This window comes from Bacteroides sp. AM23-12, from assembly GCF_003434395.1.
Lineage (GTDB): Bacteria > Bacteroidota > Bacteroidia > Bacteroidales > Bacteroidaceae > Bacteroides > Bacteroides thetaiotaomicron.
Genome location: NZ_QTLF01000006.1, coordinates 117,294 through 138,263, shown reverse-complemented (window position 1 = coordinate 138,263; position 20,970 = coordinate 117,294). Strand labels below are relative to the sequence as shown.

At 43.0% G+C, this 20,970-nt stretch carries 9 protein-coding genes; all 9 read left to right on the top strand.

Annotation, left to right across the window (positions count from 1 at the left end):
• Window positions 1-238 precede the first annotated feature (238 nt).
• Window positions 239-4,186 carry a helix-turn-helix domain-containing protein gene (locus DW640_RS08310; RefSeq protein ID WP_048694989.1) on the top strand — a complete coding sequence of 1,316 codons (3,948 nt, stop codon included), beginning with the start codon at window positions 239-241 and terminating at the stop codon, window positions 4,184-4,186.
• A 631-nt stretch (window positions 4,187-4,817) separates the two neighbouring features.
• Window positions 4,818-7,970, top strand: coding sequence for a TonB-dependent receptor (locus DW640_RS08305; protein WP_008764197.1), 3,153 nt, complete (start codon window positions 4,818-4,820; stop codon window positions 7,968-7,970).
• Window positions 7,971-7,994: 24 nt separating this feature from the next.
• The gene (locus tag DW640_RS08300) at window positions 7,995-9,959 is read left to right on the top strand and encodes a RagB/SusD family nutrient uptake outer membrane protein (protein ID WP_011109040.1); all 1,965 of its coding nucleotides are present in this window, start codon (window positions 7,995-7,997) and stop codon (window positions 9,957-9,959) included.
• Window positions 9,960-10,016: 57 nt separating this feature from the next.
• On the top strand, window positions 10,017-11,543 hold the full coding sequence (locus tag DW640_RS08295; protein ID WP_011109041.1) for a C2 family cysteine protease: 1,527 nt from the start codon (window positions 10,017-10,019) through the stop codon (window positions 11,541-11,543).
• Window positions 11,544-11,568: 25 nt separating this feature from the next.
• Window positions 11,569-12,804 (top strand): DUF4302 domain-containing protein, encoded by a 1,236-nt coding sequence (locus DW640_RS08290; RefSeq protein ID WP_008760880.1) that lies wholly within the window; start codon window positions 11,569-11,571, stop codon window positions 12,802-12,804.
• A gap of 281 nt (window positions 12,805-13,085) precedes the next feature.
• Window positions 13,086-15,371, top strand: coding sequence for a GH92 family glycosyl hydrolase (locus tag DW640_RS08285; RefSeq protein ID WP_117577826.1), 2,286 nt, complete (start codon window positions 13,086-13,088; stop codon window positions 15,369-15,371).
• A 6-nt stretch (window positions 15,372-15,377) separates the two neighbouring features.
• The gene (locus DW640_RS08280) at window positions 15,378-17,717 is read left to right on the top strand and encodes a GH92 family glycosyl hydrolase (protein ID WP_117577824.1); all 2,340 of its coding nucleotides are present in this window, start codon (window positions 15,378-15,380) and stop codon (window positions 17,715-17,717) included.
• Window positions 17,718-17,746: 29 nt separating this feature from the next.
• Complete coding sequence (locus tag DW640_RS08275) at window positions 17,747-18,541, top strand: basic secretory family protein (protein ID WP_008764203.1); 795 nt, start codon at window positions 17,747-17,749, stop codon at window positions 18,539-18,541.
• A 13-nt stretch (window positions 18,542-18,554) separates the two neighbouring features.
• On the top strand, window positions 18,555-20,894 hold the full coding sequence (locus tag DW640_RS08270; protein WP_117577822.1) for a GH92 family glycosyl hydrolase: 2,340 nt from the start codon (window positions 18,555-18,557) through the stop codon (window positions 20,892-20,894).
• Window positions 20,895-20,970 lie beyond the last annotated feature (76 nt).

The following is a 20,970-nucleotide window of genomic DNA, read 5'->3' as shown; positions in this document are numbered from 1 at the left end:
TGATGGTGATTCTATTTCATCCAACTCTTTATCGTACGTCCGTACTTCCCTTTTTGTGGGAATTGCGTGTAGAATAATATTTGGATTTAGGCCAAACATTTGTATCAGCTTTCTAATGGTCTATCCGATGGCTTTTGTTACTTTTCTTACTTATTAATGTCTCATTTATATTATATTTAGTATATTTGTTCCCGCTTTATCTAATAAGACATGAACAATAACACTTGCTATTAATATAATGAGAAGATGTCTGATATTATGCCTTTTTACATTTATTGGTTCGTTGGTCTGTTGGGCTGATGCGGGTAAAGATGCTTATCTTTTTCGGAAAGTCGATTATCAACAAGGGCTTTCTAATAGTGCTGTGCTTTGCCTCTATCAGGATAAAGCAGGGCTGATGTGGTTTGGCACTTATGATGGCGTGAATTGTTATGATGGGAAAGGTATCGAGGTCTTTCGTTCTGATTTCTCAATGAAAAAGACGTTGAGTAACAATGTCATTCATTCTATTCAGCAGGCAGATAGCAGTTGTTTGTGGATTACTACACATTTGGGAGTTAATCGTTTTTCGCAAGATTCGCGTCAGGTAGTGGGATATTATGATTTTACAGGTGATTATTATCTGCATTCCAATCCGAAAGGAGATACTTGGGTAGTAAGCGATGAAGGAATCTTTTATTATAATACTTATCATAAAAAGTTTGTCCATCTCAAAAATATAGAGACTCCTGTCGAGAATATGGATCAGCGTGCTTTTGTCACGGATGATGGTGTCTTATGGACTTTTCCACGGAATACAGGTAGTCTGATTCAATGTTCATTAGATGGCTTTGACCGGGATACATTGTCTGTCCATCCTACTGTTTCATCTTCTGATTTTCATGCAAAACCTATCGATAATGTATTTTATCAGAATGGCATTCTCTGTTTTGTGGATGCAGAGCGGGATCTTTATGTATATGATATTTCCAGAAGGTCTAAAATCTATATTCGTAACCTTTCTTCGTTGGTGCAACGATATGGGAAAGTTGTGGGAATTGTTCCTTTTTATGAAGACATTATAATTGCTTTTCAAACCAATGGTTTAGTACGTTTGCGCACCTCGAAAAAATATGAAGAAGAAGTGGTGGACCGTAATGTACGTATATATGATATTTTCCGCGATCCTCATCAGAATATTCTTTGGGTAGCTTCTGATGGGCAGGGAGCTGTCATGTACGCTAAGAAGTACTCGATAGCCACTAATCTGATGCTTAGCAAACTATCATCCAATCTAAGTCGGCAGGTACGTTCTGTCATGACAGACAAATATGGCGGATTATGGTTTGGTACGAAAGGAGATGGACTTTTGCATGTACATGATTATGAAGGTGGTATGGATGCTTCTGCTACTACAGTTTACTCTCCAGTAGGCAGGCAGGATGCCTCATCTTATACCCGTTGGAATAGAGAGTTTCAAGCATACTCATTAAAACAAAGCCGTTATATGGATGGCTTTTGGGTAGGATCGGGTAATCCCGGACTGTTTTATTATTCTTTTGCAGATAAAGCCTTGCATTGTGTTGAGGATAAGTCTGCAGATCCTGTTATCGAAATACATGATATCTATGAAGAGAATGACAGCGTACTCTATGCGGTTACGGCTGGGGTCGGATTTCGTAAATTGATATTGGAGAGGAAACAAGGGGAGATTCACCTCAAATCGCAAAAGCGTTATCATTTCTTTTATGAACAAAAAGAGATAACCATGTTTTATCCTATGTTAGCTGAAGGAGATTCCATTCTTTGGTTGGGAAGCCGGGAAAAAGGGTTAATTCGATTTGATAAACAGACAGAAGAATATAAAGTCATTTCTTTGAAAGAAATATTGCATAAATCTGTTGATGATGTACTTAGCCTGCATCGTGCTAAAGATGGTAGGATGTATGTAGGAACAACATCGGGACTAGTGTGTTTGACCTTTAATAAGGAACAAATCAGTGCCTCCTATATCGGTAGAGAACAAGGGTTGCTTAATGATATGATTCATGGCATATTGGAGGATGCAAATGGTTTTTTATGGCTTGGCACTAATCGTGGACTTATTAAATATAATCCCAAAAACACTTCTTCGCATGCTTATTATTATGCCGCCGGTGTGCAGGTGGGCGAGTTTAGTGATGATGCCTATTATCAATGTCCTTATACCGGACGTCTTTTCTTTGGAGGCATTGACGGTTTGCTTTATCTGGATAAGGAAGTGGCGACAGCTCCGGAATTCTATCCGAACATATTATTGCGTAAGCTAATGATTGGACGTAAGGAGGTTAATCTGGGGGATTATTATACCGATGGTGGCAAAGCGTTAAGTTTTAAAGGAGCGAAGGCTTCTTTTTCCCTTTCTTTTGTTGTTCCAGACTTTCTTACTGGAGGTGATGTGGAGTACTCCTATATGCTGGACGGATTTGATAAAGACTGGACCTCGTTTAGTAGTATAAATGAAGCATCGTATCTAGAAATACCTTCGGGTAGCTATGTTTTAAAGGTCCGTTATAAGAAAGATGTATTTAATACGGAATATAAGGTATTTTCTATCCCTTTGTACATTCTTCCGCCTTGGTATCTTTCTACGGTAGCCTATGTCATTTACTTGCTGTTTTTCATATTAATAGCCGGTTATCTGATTCATTTATTAAGAAAATATTTTCTCCAGAAGCGTATGATGCAGCGGCTGTTGACAGCAGAAAGCAATGAAGCTCTACCGGAGTCCGCCAGTCTTAATCGTGAGTTACTGAATCGTTTTACGTCCATTTATCGCTCTTGTGATCAGTTGCGTGCGGAAAATCTCCCTTATGAACAGCGTCTCAGAATTATGGAGCAGGTACACGAGACGGTTATTGCAACTCTTTTCCGTTCGGGAACTTTGGCTGTAGAGGAACTTAAGTCATTTTTCCCTACGGAATATGCGATTACTGGTTGTATGTGCATGAAAGAGCTCTCTATAGAAGTCTTGCATGTGTTGGAAGGACAGGGCGTTGATATATCTTCTGTAAAACTTGCTATACCAGAACACTTTGTTTATCCTGTTTATAAGAATGCTTTACGCTGTATGCTCTATTGGTGTTACCTTTATATTGGCGGAGTAAAACATAAGTCGGATATTGTAGTGGATGTGAAGGAAGAGGAAGGACGGATGTTGTTGCAGTTCTCTGCTGTAGATGATACTCTGAAGGAATTATATAAGCAACTTTCCGGTTCGGAAGAAGAGGGAAGAAGAGATAGTAAGGAAACAGAAGAGGCGATAACTACCCGCCAATTACTGTTTTCTGTGCAAGCGGCTTTGAGACAGCTAAATGTTACGCTTCACTATGCCGACAGAGAAAAGGATCATTTATTGACGTTAGCCTTTGAACCGGCTATCATCAAGGAGACTGAAGAGCATGGGAAGAAAACGGTTCTTCTGCTGGAGGATAGGGATGAAATGGTATGGCTGATAAGTGATCTCTTAGCAGATGAATTTGTTGTTTGTCCGGTGAAAAGTGTACAACTTGCATTTGAAGAAATACGTAGATCGGCTCCTGCTTTGTTACTAGTTGATATGTTGATGTATGCAAAAGCAGAGAGTGACTTCCTGGAATATGTGAATAAGAATCGTACTCAACTTTCGAAAACGGCATTTATTCCAATGTTAAGTTGGAAAGTAAGTTCGTCCATTCAGCGCGAATTGATTATGTGGGCTGATTCATATATTGTACTTCCTTATGATATTATATTTTTGAAAGAAGCCGTCAATAAAGCTATTTACGGTACTCGGGAGGCAAAGCAGATTTATATGGAAGAGCTTGGTGACTGGGCCGGACGCATTGTTTGTACTACAGAAGAACAGGCGGACTTTATCCGGAAACTGTTGCAAGTGATAGAACAAAATCTTGACCAGGAAGAATTGGGATCAACCTTAATTGCCGACCGTATGGCGATGAGTCCGCGTCAATTCTATCGCAAGTTTAAAGAAATATCCAATGCGGCTCCCAGTGACTTGATAAAGAGTTATCGGATGGAGAAGGCTGCACGATTGTTGCAGAATGAAGAACTTTCTATTCAGGATGTTATCGCTGAAGTTGGTATTTCCAGCCGTTCCTATTTTTATAAAGAGTTTACCCGCCGATTCGGAATGACGCCGAAAGATTATCGGGAGCAACTCCGATAATGCTATCCCCACTATCTTATTCTTTACTAATTGAGTTTTATGGATGTATTACCCGAATCCTTAGATCAGTAATTCCGGATAATTAAGTCTTTCGAGGTCCTTATTTATTCGTTCCACTATAGTTGGGCGCAAGAGGAACTATAGTGCTTCTTGCGTCCAACTATAGTGGAACGAAAGGGAAACTACAGTAGAACGAATGAATTTGGACTGATAAGAAATTAGTTTTTCAAAGTCTTTCGGTTAATGATTCGGGATTCCTTCATTCCTTCTGTTCTTTGGTCGTTTGGGGTGACAGATATATTTGAATTCATGTCTGTATAGATTTTATTTATTACTGCTTACGAATAAACTTTTTAATAAAAGTGGCGAAAAGGCGGCTATTATAACTTGATACAATGTGCGCAAACTTGTGCTCTGTTTGTGCGTGAATGAATGCTATGTGTTGATATATAGATGTTTATAATGTGCTTTATTTCTCCTTTCTGTTCTATAAATGAGCATTTTCATTTTGACATAATTTTGTCACTTCTGCGGAATATTCTTAATATTAAAAGTTTTTAATTTGCTTCCGCTTATAAGAATTATATAGGCGATTGATAACCTTAGTATTAATTAAAAAAAACAAAGTAACATGAATTTGTTTGAAATGGAAAAACATCACACAAAGACATTGTGGCTATTGGCATTACTGCTAACATTTAGTACAGTAGTGTGGGCACAAGGTACTCCTGTAACAGGGCGTGTGTCTGATGAAAAAGGCGAATTGCTCATTGGAGTGAGCGTTCAGGAAAAAGGTACTACGAATGGTACCATAACAGACACCAATGGTCAGTATAATCTGAAACTGACGAGTAACAATCCCATTCTTATCGTATCCTATATAGGATATAAATCACAAGAGGTAAAAGTAGGCAAACAGAAAGTGCTGGACGTAATTCTTGCAGAAGATGTATCGTCACTGGACGAAGTGGTAGTTGTGGCTTACGGACATCAACGTAAAGTATCGGTAGTAGGTGCGCAGTCATCTATGAAAATAGAAGATATAAAGATGCCGACAGCTAATTTATCTTCTGCTATTGCTGGACGTTTGCCGGGTGTAGTAGCTGTGCAACGTTCAGGAGAACCGGGGCATGATGATTCCGATCTTTGGATCCGTGGTATTTCTACACTGGCGGGTCAGAACTCTAAACCACTGGTATTGGTGGATGGTGTGGAACGTAGTTTCAATAATATCGACCCTGAAGATATTGAGTCGTTTACGGTGCTGAAAGATGCTTCTGCCACAGCTGTATATGGAGTACGCGGTGCTAATGGTGTAATTCTGATTAAAACCAAACCGGGTAAGGTGGGCAAGCCGCAATTCTCAGTAGACTACTATGAAGGTTTTGTGACATTGACAAAGAAACCTGAAATGGCGGATGCCTTTACGTATATGGATGCTGCCAATGAAGCGTATATGGATACTAGAGGCAGTATGTTATATTCTCCTCAATATATTGAGGCTACGAAGAAAGCCCATGGATTACTACCGAATGATAATCCACTGATGTTCAATCCTTATTTGTATCCGAACGTTGATTGGATGAACGAATTATTCAATGACTGGGGACATAATCGTCGTGTAAATGTAAGTGTGCGTGGTGGGGTACCTAATGCCACTTACTACGTTTCATTGAGTTATTATAATGAAAAAGGTCTGACACGTACCGCTGAAATGGAGAACTATGATGCTAACATCCGTTACGACCGCTACAATTATACCGCTAATTTGAACTTGAAGCCAACAGAAACGACTACTATTGATTTGGGCTTCAATGGTTTCCTTTCTATGGGTAACTATCCGCAGCAATCTACCAGTGACTTGTTTGCGTCAGCTATGGAGATTAATCCGGTCTATTTGCCGTTAATGATGCCTGATGGTTCTGTACCAGGTATCTCTACCAATGGTGACCTCCGTAACCCGTATGCCGATTTGACTCGTCGTGGTTACAAAAATGAAGCAAGAAATCAGTTGAACTCCAACATTCGTTTGACGCAAGACCTTGGTTTCTGGAAGTGGAGTAAAGGGCTTACCGCCTCTGCCATGTTGGCTTTCGACGTGCATAACAGTCGTGACCTGAAGTATAACAAGCGTGAAGATACTTACAATTTTGCCGGAACTAAAGACGAAAACGGATTGTGGAATGATGATGTATTTGATGCAGATGGCAATTATCGGTATGCACTGACCTATACAGGACATAAAGATCTTGCATTTGACCAGGGCGCTTCCGACTCTAGAAGTACTTACTTTGAAGCTTCTTTAAATTACGACCGTTCGTTCGGTTTGCATCGGATAGGTGGTCTTTTGCTTTATAACCAAAAGATTTACCGTTCGAGTTCTGATAATCTGATCGGTTCTTTGCCCTATAAGCAACAAGGCTTGGCCGCCCGTGCTACTTACTCATGGAACGACCGTTATTTTTTCGAGGCAAACCTTGGGTATAATGGTTCCGAGAACTTCAGTCCAGAAAAACGTTTCGGTTTCTTCCCTGCATTTGGTCTTGGCTGGGCTATCTCTAATGAGGCTTGGTGGGAATCTTTGCAAGAAACTGTTTCTTACTTTAAAGTGCGTTATACAGATGGCTTAGTTGGTACGGATGCTGTAACAGGACGGCGTTTTATGTACCTAGACCAGATGGCGAGCGTAGATGGTTATCGTTTTGGCGACCAGAATAACGGTGTTGGTGGTTGGGGGTTCAGCAAGTACGGAGCCAATGTCGGTTGGTCTACTTCCCGCAAGCAAGACTTAGGTGTTGACTTAAAATTTTTCAAAGACAATCTTTCGCTGACATTAGATATCTTTAAAGAACATCGTAAAGACATCTTTATTACCCGACGCGTTATTCCTGATTATTCCGGGTTCGTAGAAATGCCTTATGCTAATTTGGGAGTGGTAGACAATAAGGGTTTTGAAGCTACATTGGAATATACACAGCAACTCGGTAAGAAATGTTTCCTGACTGTCCGTGGTAACTTCTCATGGAATGAAGATAAAATTATAGAGAACGATGATCCCCGGGTACAGTATCCGTGGATGGAAAAAAGAGGAACGAACGTGAACGGACGTTGGGGATGGATCGCCGAAGGGTTATTCACTAGTGAAGAAGAGATCATGGACCATGCCAAGCAGTTTGGTGAAGGGCATCCGGGACAGATTTCGAAAGTGGGTGATATCAAATATAAGGATTTAAATGGTGACGGAGTAATTGACGATTATGATAAATGTCTGATAGGTCAGGGTGACGTACCTAAGATTTATTATGGTTTCGGTGCAGATTTACAATTAGGTGATTTCTCTGTCGGTGCGCTCTTTGCCGGAAATGCCAAGGCAGACCGTTGTTTGGGAGGAAATGCCATGTATCCTTTTAATGATGGTTCAGGTATTACGAACTTGTTTGCAAACATTACTGACAGATGGTCTGCTGACAATCCGACTAATCAGGATGTATTCTATCCTCGTTTGCATCATGGAAACAATGCGAATCAAAATAATATGAAAACCAGCACATGGTGGCAGAAAGATGTCAGTTTCCTGCGTCTGAAACAGTTGACTATTGCTTACCAACTCCCGAAGAAGTTGATTAATCAAACATTCCTGAAGAGTGCGCGTATTTATGTGATGGGCACCAACCTATTGACATTCTCTAAGTTCAAATTATGGGATCCGGAGTTGAATACCAATAATGGTACTGCTTATCCTAATGTACGTACTTATTCAGTAGGTGTGAATGTAAGTTTTTAATAATAATCAGTTAGCAAGAAGGATATGAAAAATATATTTAAAATAGGAACTTTGGCGCTGTGTTTGGTGGTCGGACTTAGTTCGTGCAATGATTTCTTCGATGCAATCCCCGGTGAACAATATGACTTGGAGGATACGTTTACTAATCGCTCGAAGACAGAACAGTTTTTGAATAATGTGTATAATTATGTGCCCGATGAAACATTAGAACGTTCTGCAAGGAATACGATGTCGGGGATCTGGACAACCGGTTCGTTGGAATGCAAGCTTTCATGGGACGGAAATAATGGTAGCGAATGGGCTTCCGGAGCCACCTATGCAGGTTCCTCATGGATAAACTTTTGGTACATCGAGTATTATAAAGGAATTTCTCGTGCCAGTACATTTATCATGAATGTAGACCGTTGTTTGGAAGCTTCGGCCGCACAACGCAAACAGTGGAAAGCGCAAGCCAGAGCTTTGCGTGCTTTCTATTACTTCATGATTTTCCGTTCCTACGGCCCATTTGTGATTTTGGGGGAAGAACCAATTCCATTGGATATTTCTACTGCTGAACTGCTGAAAGAACGTAATACGGTAGATGAATGTGTGGCTTTTATGGCGAAGGAATTTGATGATGCGGCAAATGAGCTTCCTGATAGATATGACGGATCCAATTTGGGACGTATAGACAGAGCTGCATGTAAAGCTTTCAAAGCGAAAATGTTGTTGTATGCGGCAAGTCCGCTATTCAATTGTAATCCCGATTATGCCGCCATCGTTAATCCGGAAAGTGGCAAGCAACTCTTTCCGCAAGATAAATCGCAGGAAAAAGCGAAATGGGAGGCTGCACGTGATGCTTACAAAGAATTCTTTGATGAATACGGTAACACTTTCTCTTTATATACGGAGAAGACAGCCGATGGAAAGATTGATTTCTATGAATCTTATAGAAAAGTGACATCGGGAGTTTTGTACGGTACAGAGAATAAAGAACAGATTTTCATTCGCTTGGCAGACCATGATTACCGGGCTTACGAAACCACGCCTTATCACAAGGGGTACGATGATAATAATGGTGCTTTGAGAGGTGGTCTGGGATTTGGTGTACCTCAGGAAATGGTGGACTTGTACTTTATGAAAGACGGTCGCCGGATTGTTGACGATACGAACTATAAGGAATATGAGGGGGTACCTTCTAATGAATATTTGGGATGGTCGAGTGACTATACTGACGAAGTAGTTCCTTCCAGAACCTACTTCAAGAGCAATTCGAATCAAACATTGAAACAATGGGCTAATCGCGAACCGCGTTTTTATACGAACATTACATTCCATGGTTCTACTTGGTTGAAGACAGATACTCCGCGTGGAGAAATAACCACAGAACTGACTTATAACGGTAATTCCGGTTATGCTAATGCCAATTGGGATGCCCCTTACACGGGTTATGGTATGCGTAAAATGGCTTCAAAAGAAGGACGTAGCGGGGCTAACAGGCATTGTGCAACTTTGCTTCGTTTGGCAGACATGTACTTGGGGTATGCTGAAACGTTGAGCGCTTGTGACCAACGTAATGAAGCGATTAAGTATGTAAATAAGATACGCGCCCGTGCCGGTATTCCTGGATATGGTGCGGTAGGTACTAAGGACGATAATGGATTTGCATGCATTCCTTATGAAGATACACGTGACGGAGTGGACAAACGTATTCATCGTGAACGTTTGGTTGAGCTGATGTTCGAATGGAATCATTTCTTTGATGTACGTCGTTGGAAAGTAGCCGATATGGCTGTAGGCGATGATTGGATTTATCCTAAATATCATAGAGGTGGAGAAGGCGGACCTATTCATGGTATGGCTTTCCGTTCGGATGCTCCTGCATTTTTTGAGAAGGTAGTAGTAGAAACACGTACATTTTTGCCTAAACATTACCTCTTCCCGATTCCTGACGAAGATGTACGTCGTAATCCGAAGATGGTACAAAATCTGGGATGGACAACGGAGTAATATACTCCGGATGTCCGATCTGCGAATGAATGAAAGAAATTAATGAAAAGAAAAACAATGAAGATACCTCAAATAAGATGTAGCGATGTGAATGCAGTGAAGAGAATCATTTTTCTTTTGGTGCTGCTAATTCCCTTTTGTCTGGCAGGATGTTCGTCCGACGATGATGAAGGAGATAATGGAGGAGAAGGTCCGAACGAAGATGCTCCGGTTTCTTATGTACTTGGTTCGGGTAACACGAATATGCCCTCCAGTGGTACAATTATAGCGCAATATGCTGATGCTCCTGTCGGTTCGGAAATCAGACGTTTGGTAGACGATAATGCTGACACGAAGTATGTTACTTATCATAGTAGTTTCAACATCACTTGGAATGGAAATAGTAGTAAGGCTGTCACTGCCTATTCGTTGACCTCGGCTGCCGATACTCCCGAAATGGACCCGAAAGATTGGACACTCTATGGTTCTAATGATAATACTACGTGGACAGAACTGGATGCGCAGACAAACCAACTTTTTGCAGCGAGAAAAGAAGAGAAAAGCTATGAAGTGGATAATGCAACTTCCTATCGTTACTACAGACTTTCTGTTGAAGCGAACAATGGTGGTGCTGCCACGCAGATAGCTGAATGGAAACTGGTGGCCATGCGTTCATATACGGAGAATATCAACGACTTGATTGCTAGTAAAGGTTCCAGTACGTTTAGTGCGATAACTCCGATGGGCAGACAGCATGAGAATGACAGAGAAGCTACGGCAGCAGACTTGAAATGGCTTGCCGATCCTGCTGAAGAACCTGAACCATTTGGAGATGGTGGGACGAAGATGGCTTGGAATACATTCAATGTTGTATCCATTTATCCAAATGGAAATCCTGTGATGTCTGATGTAAATCAGCGTTGGGTAGGTGACTGCTGTGCTTGTGCGGTGATTGCTTCGATGGCATACCTCTATCCCCGTTTCGTAAAACACATTATCAAGGATAATATGGACAAAACATACACAGTTACTATGTATGACCCGAAAGGAAAACAAATATCAGTTGGTGTAGGTGGCGACTATTTTATCGGTAATAGTGGCGATTTAGGTGCCTTAGGCGGCAGAAATAAAGAAGTCACTTGGGCTACGATTCTCGAAAAGGCTATGATTAAGTGGAATCAGATCTATCAAGGTAGTTCTAATGTCGGTGGTATTGGTACTGAATATGTTTCTGCTATCTTTACCGGCGACGGGGAAAGTGTAGGTTTCGGTGCAAATGCATTGATTGCCGAAGACTTACAACGCGCGGTGGAAGTGTCGCTCAAACAGGGTAGACTGGTGATCGGTGGTTTTACAAGAAGCGGTGAACAGGTAGATCAAAATTGGCAGACGACCAGTGGGCATGCGTTTACGTTTATCTTGCCGGATGATAATACTCATCTTTTCAAGATGCGGAATCCTTGGGGAGGTACTACCGACGGTGTGATGAAAGTGAAGGATGACGGACGGATTCCGCCGATGATTGACTTACGTATTTGTGCGCCGGGAGCAGCCAAGAATTATGGAGTGGGACCGGACTTGGGAGGATATATACCTAATTTCTAATTTCAAATCTTAAAAGAAAAACATCATGAAGAAACTTATTTATATAATGTTGTCGTTGTGTTGCCTGGTTTTTTATAGTTGTGGCATGACGGAACCTTGGAAAGACTGGGAACATGAAGGTGACATGAGTGCAGACCGCTTGCGTCCTTCAGAGGTAAAAGAACTACTGTGTGCGGCAGACGGATGGAAAATGATTTATCAAGGAGTAACGTTCTACTTTCAGTTTGATGAAGAAGGAAATGTAGCATCGGATTCAGACGAAACGTTGTTGAAGAATGAGGTTGGAACAGATTATTCTCTGGATTTCCAGGGGGAAAAAGCGGTGTTGCTTACCTTGCTGAATGGAGGAATGCTACAATATTTGAACGAAAACTCGGAGACGACATTTGTCATTACGGGGTATTCTGATTCACAAATTACAGCTGTAGGACAGACGCATGGCAAAGAAATGATCTTGACTCCGGTCTCAACTGCAGCTTTGCAACAAGCTAAGGAGAGAAAACGATTGGCCATTATTGCTTATAATAAAGCACAGGCCATGGATTTGCTTAAGGGAGAGTTGAATAATGGTGTATTTCGTAGGTCATCCTCTTCTTTCCTTGCACACTATTTGATTATTTGCGACGAGAGCAATAATTGGAAAGTGAAGATTTCTGCAATAGATAACGGTGTGGTAAAACACACAGAGTATCCGATGATAATTGATACAACGAATGATGAAAATGCAGTGTTGACTTTGGGTAGCAATGTGACGGTAGATGGAATAAGTTTAAATAAACTCTATTACAACTATTTGAATGGTGAAATTGAAACTGACAATGCTAATGTTGTATGTGATACTCGGAAGGCCTCTGATATTGCAGCATGGTATGCAGATGGTTGGAAGACCCATATAGTAGATCAGGATGAGATTCATGCAGACTTTAAGGGAATCTTCCACTCTGGTGTGGAGTTTGATGATCGTAATCCGAGAAATTTGATTGCTTGTCCGTGGAGTGGTATGGGATCTTATATTGGCTTTGCGGTTACTATGACAGCAGATAATGCTACTGGTCGTATATTCATCAGCTTGGGCGAACCATATGATTTATTCGGATGGAATAATAATCCGGCTGATTATAACCGTGTACAGCAGGATTACAGTAAATTCCTCTCTTTCTGTGTTTCGGAAGACGGCTTCTATTGGAGTTATGATGACAATGACAGTATGGTGTATGTGCTAAGTGCTACAGGCGAGCGTTGGTTTAGAATGAAGAAGTAACCAGTCTTTGAAAAAAGCAAGAAAGTAAACAGAACATAATCTCGATTACTTTCTTGCTTTTGTTTTTGTTTGTACTCTATTTGTATTTTCTTATGGGCAATTATTTGATTATTAGTAATTTAATTTGTGCTCTGTTTGACTCCTAGTTCTCTACTCTGACATTCTCGTCCGGACGTGCTTTTTGTCACGTTAGAGTATAGTTATTAATTTTCTATTGCGTTAATTTGTAACGTGAATAATAACACTCGCTAATCTAATATTAATAGTTTAACTCTTATATCATGAATAAACAGAAACTACTGTCTATCACAATGACTCTATTGTTGGGAGTCTCCTCTATCTTTGCGCAAAAGCAGCCGGTGGATTACGTGAATCCCCTGATGGGAACCGACTCCAAGATTTCGCTCTCCAACGGAAACACCTATCCTGCCATTGCACTGCCTTGGGGGATGAACTTTTGGATGCCGCAGACCGGAAAGATGGGGGACGGTTGGGCTTACACGTATGCTTCTGACAAAATCAGAGGTTTCAAGCAGACCCACCAGCCCAGTCCCTGGATCAATGACTACGGACAGTTCTCCATTATGCCGATGACCAAACAGCTGAAGATTGATCAGGACAGCCGTGCTTCCTGGTTTTCGCATAAGGCAGAGAAAGCAACTCCTTATTATTACAGTGTTTATCTGTCAGAGTATAACATGACAACGGAGATTGCCCCGACGGAGCGTTGTGCGTATTTCCGTTTTACTTTCCCCGAAGCGTCCGATGCTTATGTGGTAGTAGATGCTTTCGACCGTGGTTCGTATGTGAAGGTGATTCCCGAAGAAAATAAGATTGTAGGTTATACGACACGTAACAGTGGCGGTGTTCCGCAGAATTTCAGGAACTACTTTGTGATAGAGTTCGACAAGCCTTTTACATTTAATAAAGTATGGGCGGACTACCATCTGGTAGAGACGCATCTTGAACTGCAATCCAATCACGTAGGTGCTGCCATCGGTTTTTCGACAAAGAAAGGAGAGCAGGTGCATGCCAAAGTGGCTTCCTCATTCATCAGCCCCGAACAGGCGGAACTGAATCTGAAAGAAATCGGAAACAAGACATTCGAACAGACCAAGGAAGCCGGACGTAAAGCTTGGAATGACGTACTGGGACGTATCAAAGTCGAAGACGATGATGAGAACCGGATGCGTACCTTCTATTCTTGTCTGTATCGTTCGGTATTATTCCCCCGTATGTTCCACGAAGTGAATGCGAAGGGTGAAACGGTACATTACAGCCCTTATAACGGTGAAATCCGTCCGGGATATATGTTTACCGATACCGGTTTCTGGGATACGTTCCGTTGCCTGTTCCCGTTTGTCAATTTGATATATCCTTCAATGGGAGAGAAGATGCAGGAAGGACTGTTGAATACATATCTTGAAAGCGGATTCTTCCCCGAATGGGCGAGTCCGGGACATCGTGGCTGTATGGTCGGAAACAATTCGGCTTCCGTAGTGGCAGATGCTTTTATGAAGAATGTGACCAAAGCGGATGCGGAGAAAATGTATGAAGGTTTGCTCAAAGGAGCCAACAGTGTACATCCGAGAGTTTCTACAACAGGGCGCCGTGGATACGAATATTATAATAAACTGGGTTATGTGCCTTACGATGTAAAGATTAACGAGAATGCGGCGCGTACATTAGAGTATGCATACGATGACTGGTGCATCTACCGAATGGGTGAAAAGCTAGGGCGTCCGGCAGAAGAACTGGAACTCTATAAGAGCAGAAGCCAGAACTACCGCAACCTGTTCGACCCTGAAACAAAACTGATGCGTGGCAAGAACGCCGATGGCGCCTTCCAGACTCCTTTTAATCCGTTCAAGTGGGGGGATGCCTTTACCGAAGGAAACAGCTGGCACTATACGTGGTCTGTATTTCATGATGTACAGGGACTGGCCGATTTGATGGGCGGCAGAAAGATGTTTGTCAGTATGCTCGATTCTGTGTTCAACCTTCCACCGATATTTGATGATAGCTACTACGGAGGTGTGATTCATGAAATCCGTGAAATGGAAATTGCCAATATGGGTAACTATGCGCACGGCAACCAGCCTATCCAGCACATGATTTACTTGTATAACTATGCAGGCGAGCCCTGGAAAGCCCAGTACTGGCTGCGTGAAGTGATGAACCGCCTCTACTTTGCCACTCCCGACGGTTATTGTGGTGATGAGGATAACGGACAGACTTCTGCCTGGTATGTGTTTACCGCTTTAGGCTTCTATCCGGTATGTCCGGGCAGCAATGAATATGTGATGGGTGCTCCTTATTTCAAGAAAGCGACGATCACACTGGAGAACGGCAAGAAACTGGAAATCTCCGCTCCTAAAAATAGTGATGCCAATCGTTACATCCGTTCGCTGAACTATAACGGTAAGAACTATACAAAGAATTATCTGAATCATTTCGACTTGCTGAAAGGCGGACGTCTGGTATTTGATATGGATAATAAACCGAATAAAGGAAGAGGTATTAACGAATCCGACTTCCCCTATTCCTTCTCTCGTGATAACAAGTAAGCAGGTATGAATAAGATGAAAAAGAAAGTATTGATGATGACTATGGCGGCGGTAACCTTGTCCGCCGTAGCTCAGCAACCGGTAGATTATGTAAATCCGATTATCGGGACAAACGGAATGGGGCATACCTTCCCCGGTGCTTGCACCCCTTTCGGATGGGTACAGCTGAGTCCGGACACAGACACAATTCCACATAATGTGAATGGAGCTTATCAGAAGAATGCGTATGAATATTGTGCCGGTTACCAGTATCGGGATAAAACCATCGTAGGTTTCAGTCACACCCACCTCAGCGGCACGGGACATTCCGACCTGGGAGATATATTGCTGATGCCTGCTGTCGGCGATGTAAAATTGAATCCCGGACGGGCGGACCATCCGGAAGAGGGTTACCGTTCGCGCTTCGATCATGCCACAGAGAAAGCGACACCCGGATACTACGAAGTGATGCTGGACGACTATGGCATTAAAGCGCAACTGACAGCTACTCAACGGACGGGTGTACATAAATATACCTTCCCGAAAGGAAAAGACGGTCATCTGATCCTGGACCTGGTGCATGGTATCTATAATTATGACGGCAAAGTATTGTGGGCAAACCTGCGGGTGGAAAACGATACATTGCTGACAGGATACCGCATCACCAACGGATGGGCACGTACGAATTATACCTATTTTGCCATTTCCTTGTCACAGCCGATCAAGGATTACGGATATAAGGATAAGGAAAAGGTATTGTACAATGGCTTTTGGCGTCGTTTCAAGCTGGAGAAGAATTTCCCGGAAATCACTGGCCGAAAGATCGTGGCTTACTTTAACTTCGAAACGGCCAAAGATCCCGAACTGGTTGTAAAGGTAGCTTTGTCGGCAGTCAGCACGGAAAGCGCTGTAAAGAACCTGCGTGCCGAGGCTTCCGGAAAGAGCTTCGAACAGTTGGCGGAAGCTGCCCGGACAGACTGGAACAATGAACTGGATCATTTCGAAATAGAAGGTACACCGGATCAGAAGGCGATGTTCTACACTTCGCTTTATCATACCATGATTAATCCGTCCGTGTATATGGACGTAGACGGTTCCTATCGTGGTCTGGATCATAACATACATCAGGCGAAAGGATTCACTAACTATACTATATTCTCACTTTGGGATACATATCGCGCGGAACATCCGTTCCTTAACCTGGTGAAACCGGAACGCAATGCGGATATGGTGGAATCAATGATCAAACATGAACAGCAGAGCGTGCATGGCATGTTGCCGATATGGAGCCTGATGGGAAATGAGAACTGGTGTATGAGCGGTTATCATGCTGTGTCTGTGCTGGCGGATGCAATAACCAAAGGAGTTTTTTCAAATGTGGATGAGGCATTATCGGCGATGGTTAGCACATCTACGGTACCTTACTATGAAGGTGTAGCCGATTATATGAAGCTGGGATATATCCCGCTGGACAAGAGTGGTACGGCAGCTTCCTCTACGTTGGAATATGCATACGACGACTGGACTATTTATCAGACAGCCTTGAAAGCCGGTAATAAAGAGATAGCGGATACTTACCGCAAACGTGCTCTCAACTATCGTAACATCTATGATACAAGCATCGGTTTTGCCCGTCCCCGCTACAGTGACGGCACATTCAAAAAAGAGTTCGATGTGTTGCAAACTTACGGCGAAGGCTTTATCGAAGGTAATTCATGGAACTTCTCCTTTCATGTACCGCATGATGTGTTTGGTATGATCGACCTGATGGGAGGAGAAAAGACATTCGTACAGAAACTGGACGAACTCTTCTCCATGCATCTGCCGGAGAAGTACTATGAACATAATGAGGATATTACGGAAGAATGCCTGGTAGGTGGATACGTACATGGCAATGAACCGAGCCATCATGTACCTTATTTGTACGCATGGACCTCCCAACCGTGGAAAACACAGTACTGGCTGCGTGAAATCCTGAACAAGATGTATAAGAATGACATCAACGGACTGGGTGGAAATGATGATTGCGGACAGATGTCGGCATGGTATCTTTTCTCTGTGATGGGCTTCTATCCGGTTTGTCCGGGTACAGACCAGTATGTCCTTGGTGCTCCCTATCTGCCCTATCTGAAGCTGACACTTCCCAACGGAAAGACACTGGAAATCAAAGCGCCGGGCGTCAGCGACAAGAAGCGTTATGTACAGTCACTGAAACTGAACGGCGAGTCTTATGATAAAATGTACATCACACACGAGGATATCCTGAAAGGAGGCGTATTGGAATTTAAAATGTCGGCATCGCCCAACAAACGTCGTGGAGTATCGGTGCAGGACAAACCTTATTCATTAACTAATGGAATCAATTAACAGCATCAATAAATAATCAAGAAAAGAATATGAAAAAGAGACATTTGGTATATGCAATTGCCCTGATTGTGGGCATGGGAGCTTGTGCGGCAAGTGCGAAGAAGCAAGCCGAAGCAAAACCGGACGTATGGAAAAGCTACAATGTAGGAACTGTCTTGTTCGAAGATAAAGCTTCGGAAACAAAAGGTTCGGACATTTATCACCGGATCATTCCGGATGCGGAGTCTTATATCAAAGAGCAGGCACGCACTGTATTGGCTACTCTTTATAACTCACCGGAAGACAGCATAACTCCGGTGAACAAGATACATTATACACTGGAAGACATCGAAGGAATTTCTGCCAAAGGCGGTGGTAATGGAGACGTTACTATCTTCTACAGCACACGGCATATCGAGAAATCATTTGCGGAAAACGATACGGCAAAGCTGTTCTTCGAAACGCGTGGGGTACTGTTGCACGAACTGACACACGCCTATCAGCTGGAACCGCAAGGCATCGGCTCTTACGGAACCAATCGTGTATTCTGGGCATTTATTGAAGGAATGGCAGATGCCGTACGTGTAGCCAACGGCGGATTCGACGGACCGAATGCCCGTCCGAAAGGAGGAAACTACATGGACGGTTATCGGACAGCAGGTTATTTCTTCGTCTGGTTGCGCGACAATAAAGATCCTGAATTCCTGCGTAAGTTTAACCGCAGCACACTGGAGGTGATTCCCTGGTCGTTTGACGGAGCTATCAAGCATATCTTGGGAACAGAATATAGCATAGATGAACTATGGCATGAATATCAGGTTGCTGTAGGTGATATACAGGTGTAATATACGATTGGATATGGTTAATAAAGTTGGTAGAAAAAGGTTGTTTTTGGTTTGGTCGTGTCTGGTGAGTATCTTGCCGGGCATGGCTCAAACTGAAAAGCTGACGGACTACGTGAACCCGTTTGTCGGTACGGATGGTTATGGAAATGTTTATCCCGGTGCACAGATTCCTTTCGGGGGAATCCAGATAAGCCCCGATACGGACAGCCGCTTCTATGATGCAGCTTCCGGATACAAATACAATCATCTGACATTGATGGGATTCAGTTTGACGCACTTGAGCGGAACAGGTATTCCGGACTTGGGCGACTTTCTGTTTATCCCCGGAACGGGAGAAATGAAACTGGAACCCGGTACTCATGAAGATCCCGATCAAGGCTATCGTTCGCGTTACTCACATGATAAGGAGTGGGCGTCCCCCAATTATTATGCTGTGGAACTGGCAGACTATGGAGTCAAAGCCGAAATGACTTCCGGTGTGCGTAGCGGTATGTTCCGTTTTACTTATCCAGAGTCGGATAATGCGTTCATCATGATTGATATGAACCATACGCTCTGGCAATCCTGCGAATGGTCGAATCTGCGAATGATTAATGATTCGACTATCACCGGATACAAACTGGTGAAAGGGTGGGGGCCGGAACGTCATGTGTACTTCACGGCTACTTTCTCGAAGAAGTTGACCGGACTGCGCTTTGTACAAGACAAAAAGCCGGTTATTTATAACACTTCCCGATTCCGCAGTTCTTACGAAGCCTGGGGAAAGAATCTGATGGCTTGTATCTCCTTTGATACAAAGGCAGGAGAAGAAGTGACGGTGAAAACAGCCATCTCTGCAGTCAGCACAGACGGTGCCCGGAATAATATGAAGGAACTCGACGGATTAACTTTCAACGAGTTAAGGGCGAAAGGGGAAGCCCTTTGGGAAAAGGAACTTGGAAAATATACGTTGACTGCTGACCGAAAGACAAAGGAAACGTTTTATACTTCCGCCTATCATGCCGCTCTGCATCCGTTTATCTTTCAGGATTCGGACGGGCAGTTCCGCGGACTAGACAAGAACATAGAAAAAGCGGAAGGATTCACGAACTATACGGTGTTCTCTCTTTGGGATACCTATCGGGCTTTGCATCCCTGGTTTAACTTGGTTCAGCAGGAGGTGAATGCGGACATTGCAAATTCTATGTTGGCTCATTACGACAAGAGTGTGGAGAAGATGCTTCCTATCTGGTCTTTCTACGGCAACGAAACCTGGTGTATGATTGGCTATCACGCCGTATCCGTATTGGCGGATATGATCGTGAAAGAAGTGAAAGGCTTTGATTACGAGCGTGCATACGAAGCGATGAAAACCACAGCGATGAATCTGAACTACGATTGCCTTCCGGAATATCGTGAAATGGGCTATGTACCATTCGATAAGGAAGCGGAGTCAGTGTCAAAGACACTGGAATATGCTTATGATGATTATTGCATCGCACAGGCAGCCAAGAAATTAGGCAAAGAAGACGATTATCATTATTTCCTCAACCGTGCTTTGTCTTATCAGACCTTGATTGATCCCGAAACGAAATATATGCGCGGACGCGACAGCAAAGGTGACTGGCGCACTCCGTTTACTCCGGTTGCCTATCAGGGTCCGGGATCGGTACATGGCTGGGGTGATATCACGGAAGGATTCACGATGCAATATACCTGGTATGTGCCGCAAGATGTGCAGGGATATATCAACGAGGCCGGTAAGGAACTGTTCCGCAAACGCCTGGATGAGCTTTTTACGGTAGAACTGCCGGATGATATCCCCGGAGCACATGATATACAGGGGCGTATCGGAGCCTATTGGCATGGAAATGAACCTTGCCATCATGTTGCATACCTCTACAACTACCTGAAAGAACCGTGGAAATGTCAGAAGTGGATACGTACCATCGTCGACCGTTTCTACGGAAATACACCGGATGCATTGAGTGGTAATGACGATTGCGGACAGATGTCTGCGTGGTATATGTTCAACTGCATCGGTTTCTATCCGGTGGCTCCGTCCAGCAATATTTATAATATCGGTTCGCCATGCGCAGAGGCTATTACGGTCCGGATGAGTAATGGAAAAAACATTGAAATGACAGCGGACAACTGGTCGCCGAAGAACCTGTACGTGAAGGAGCTTTATGTCAATGGTAAAAAGTACGATAAGTCCTACCTGACGTATGATGATATCCGTGATGGAGTGAAACTTCGTTTTGTGATGAGCAGCAAGCCGAATTACAAACGGGCGGTGTCCGATGAGGCTGTACCTCCTTCGATTTCCTTACCGGAGAAGACGCTGAAGTATAAATCATCAATTGGGTTTTAATAAGGTTAGGTATTAAGATAAAAATGGAAAGGATGAGGCTGGGCTTCATCCTTTCCATTTTTAGAACTGATATCCG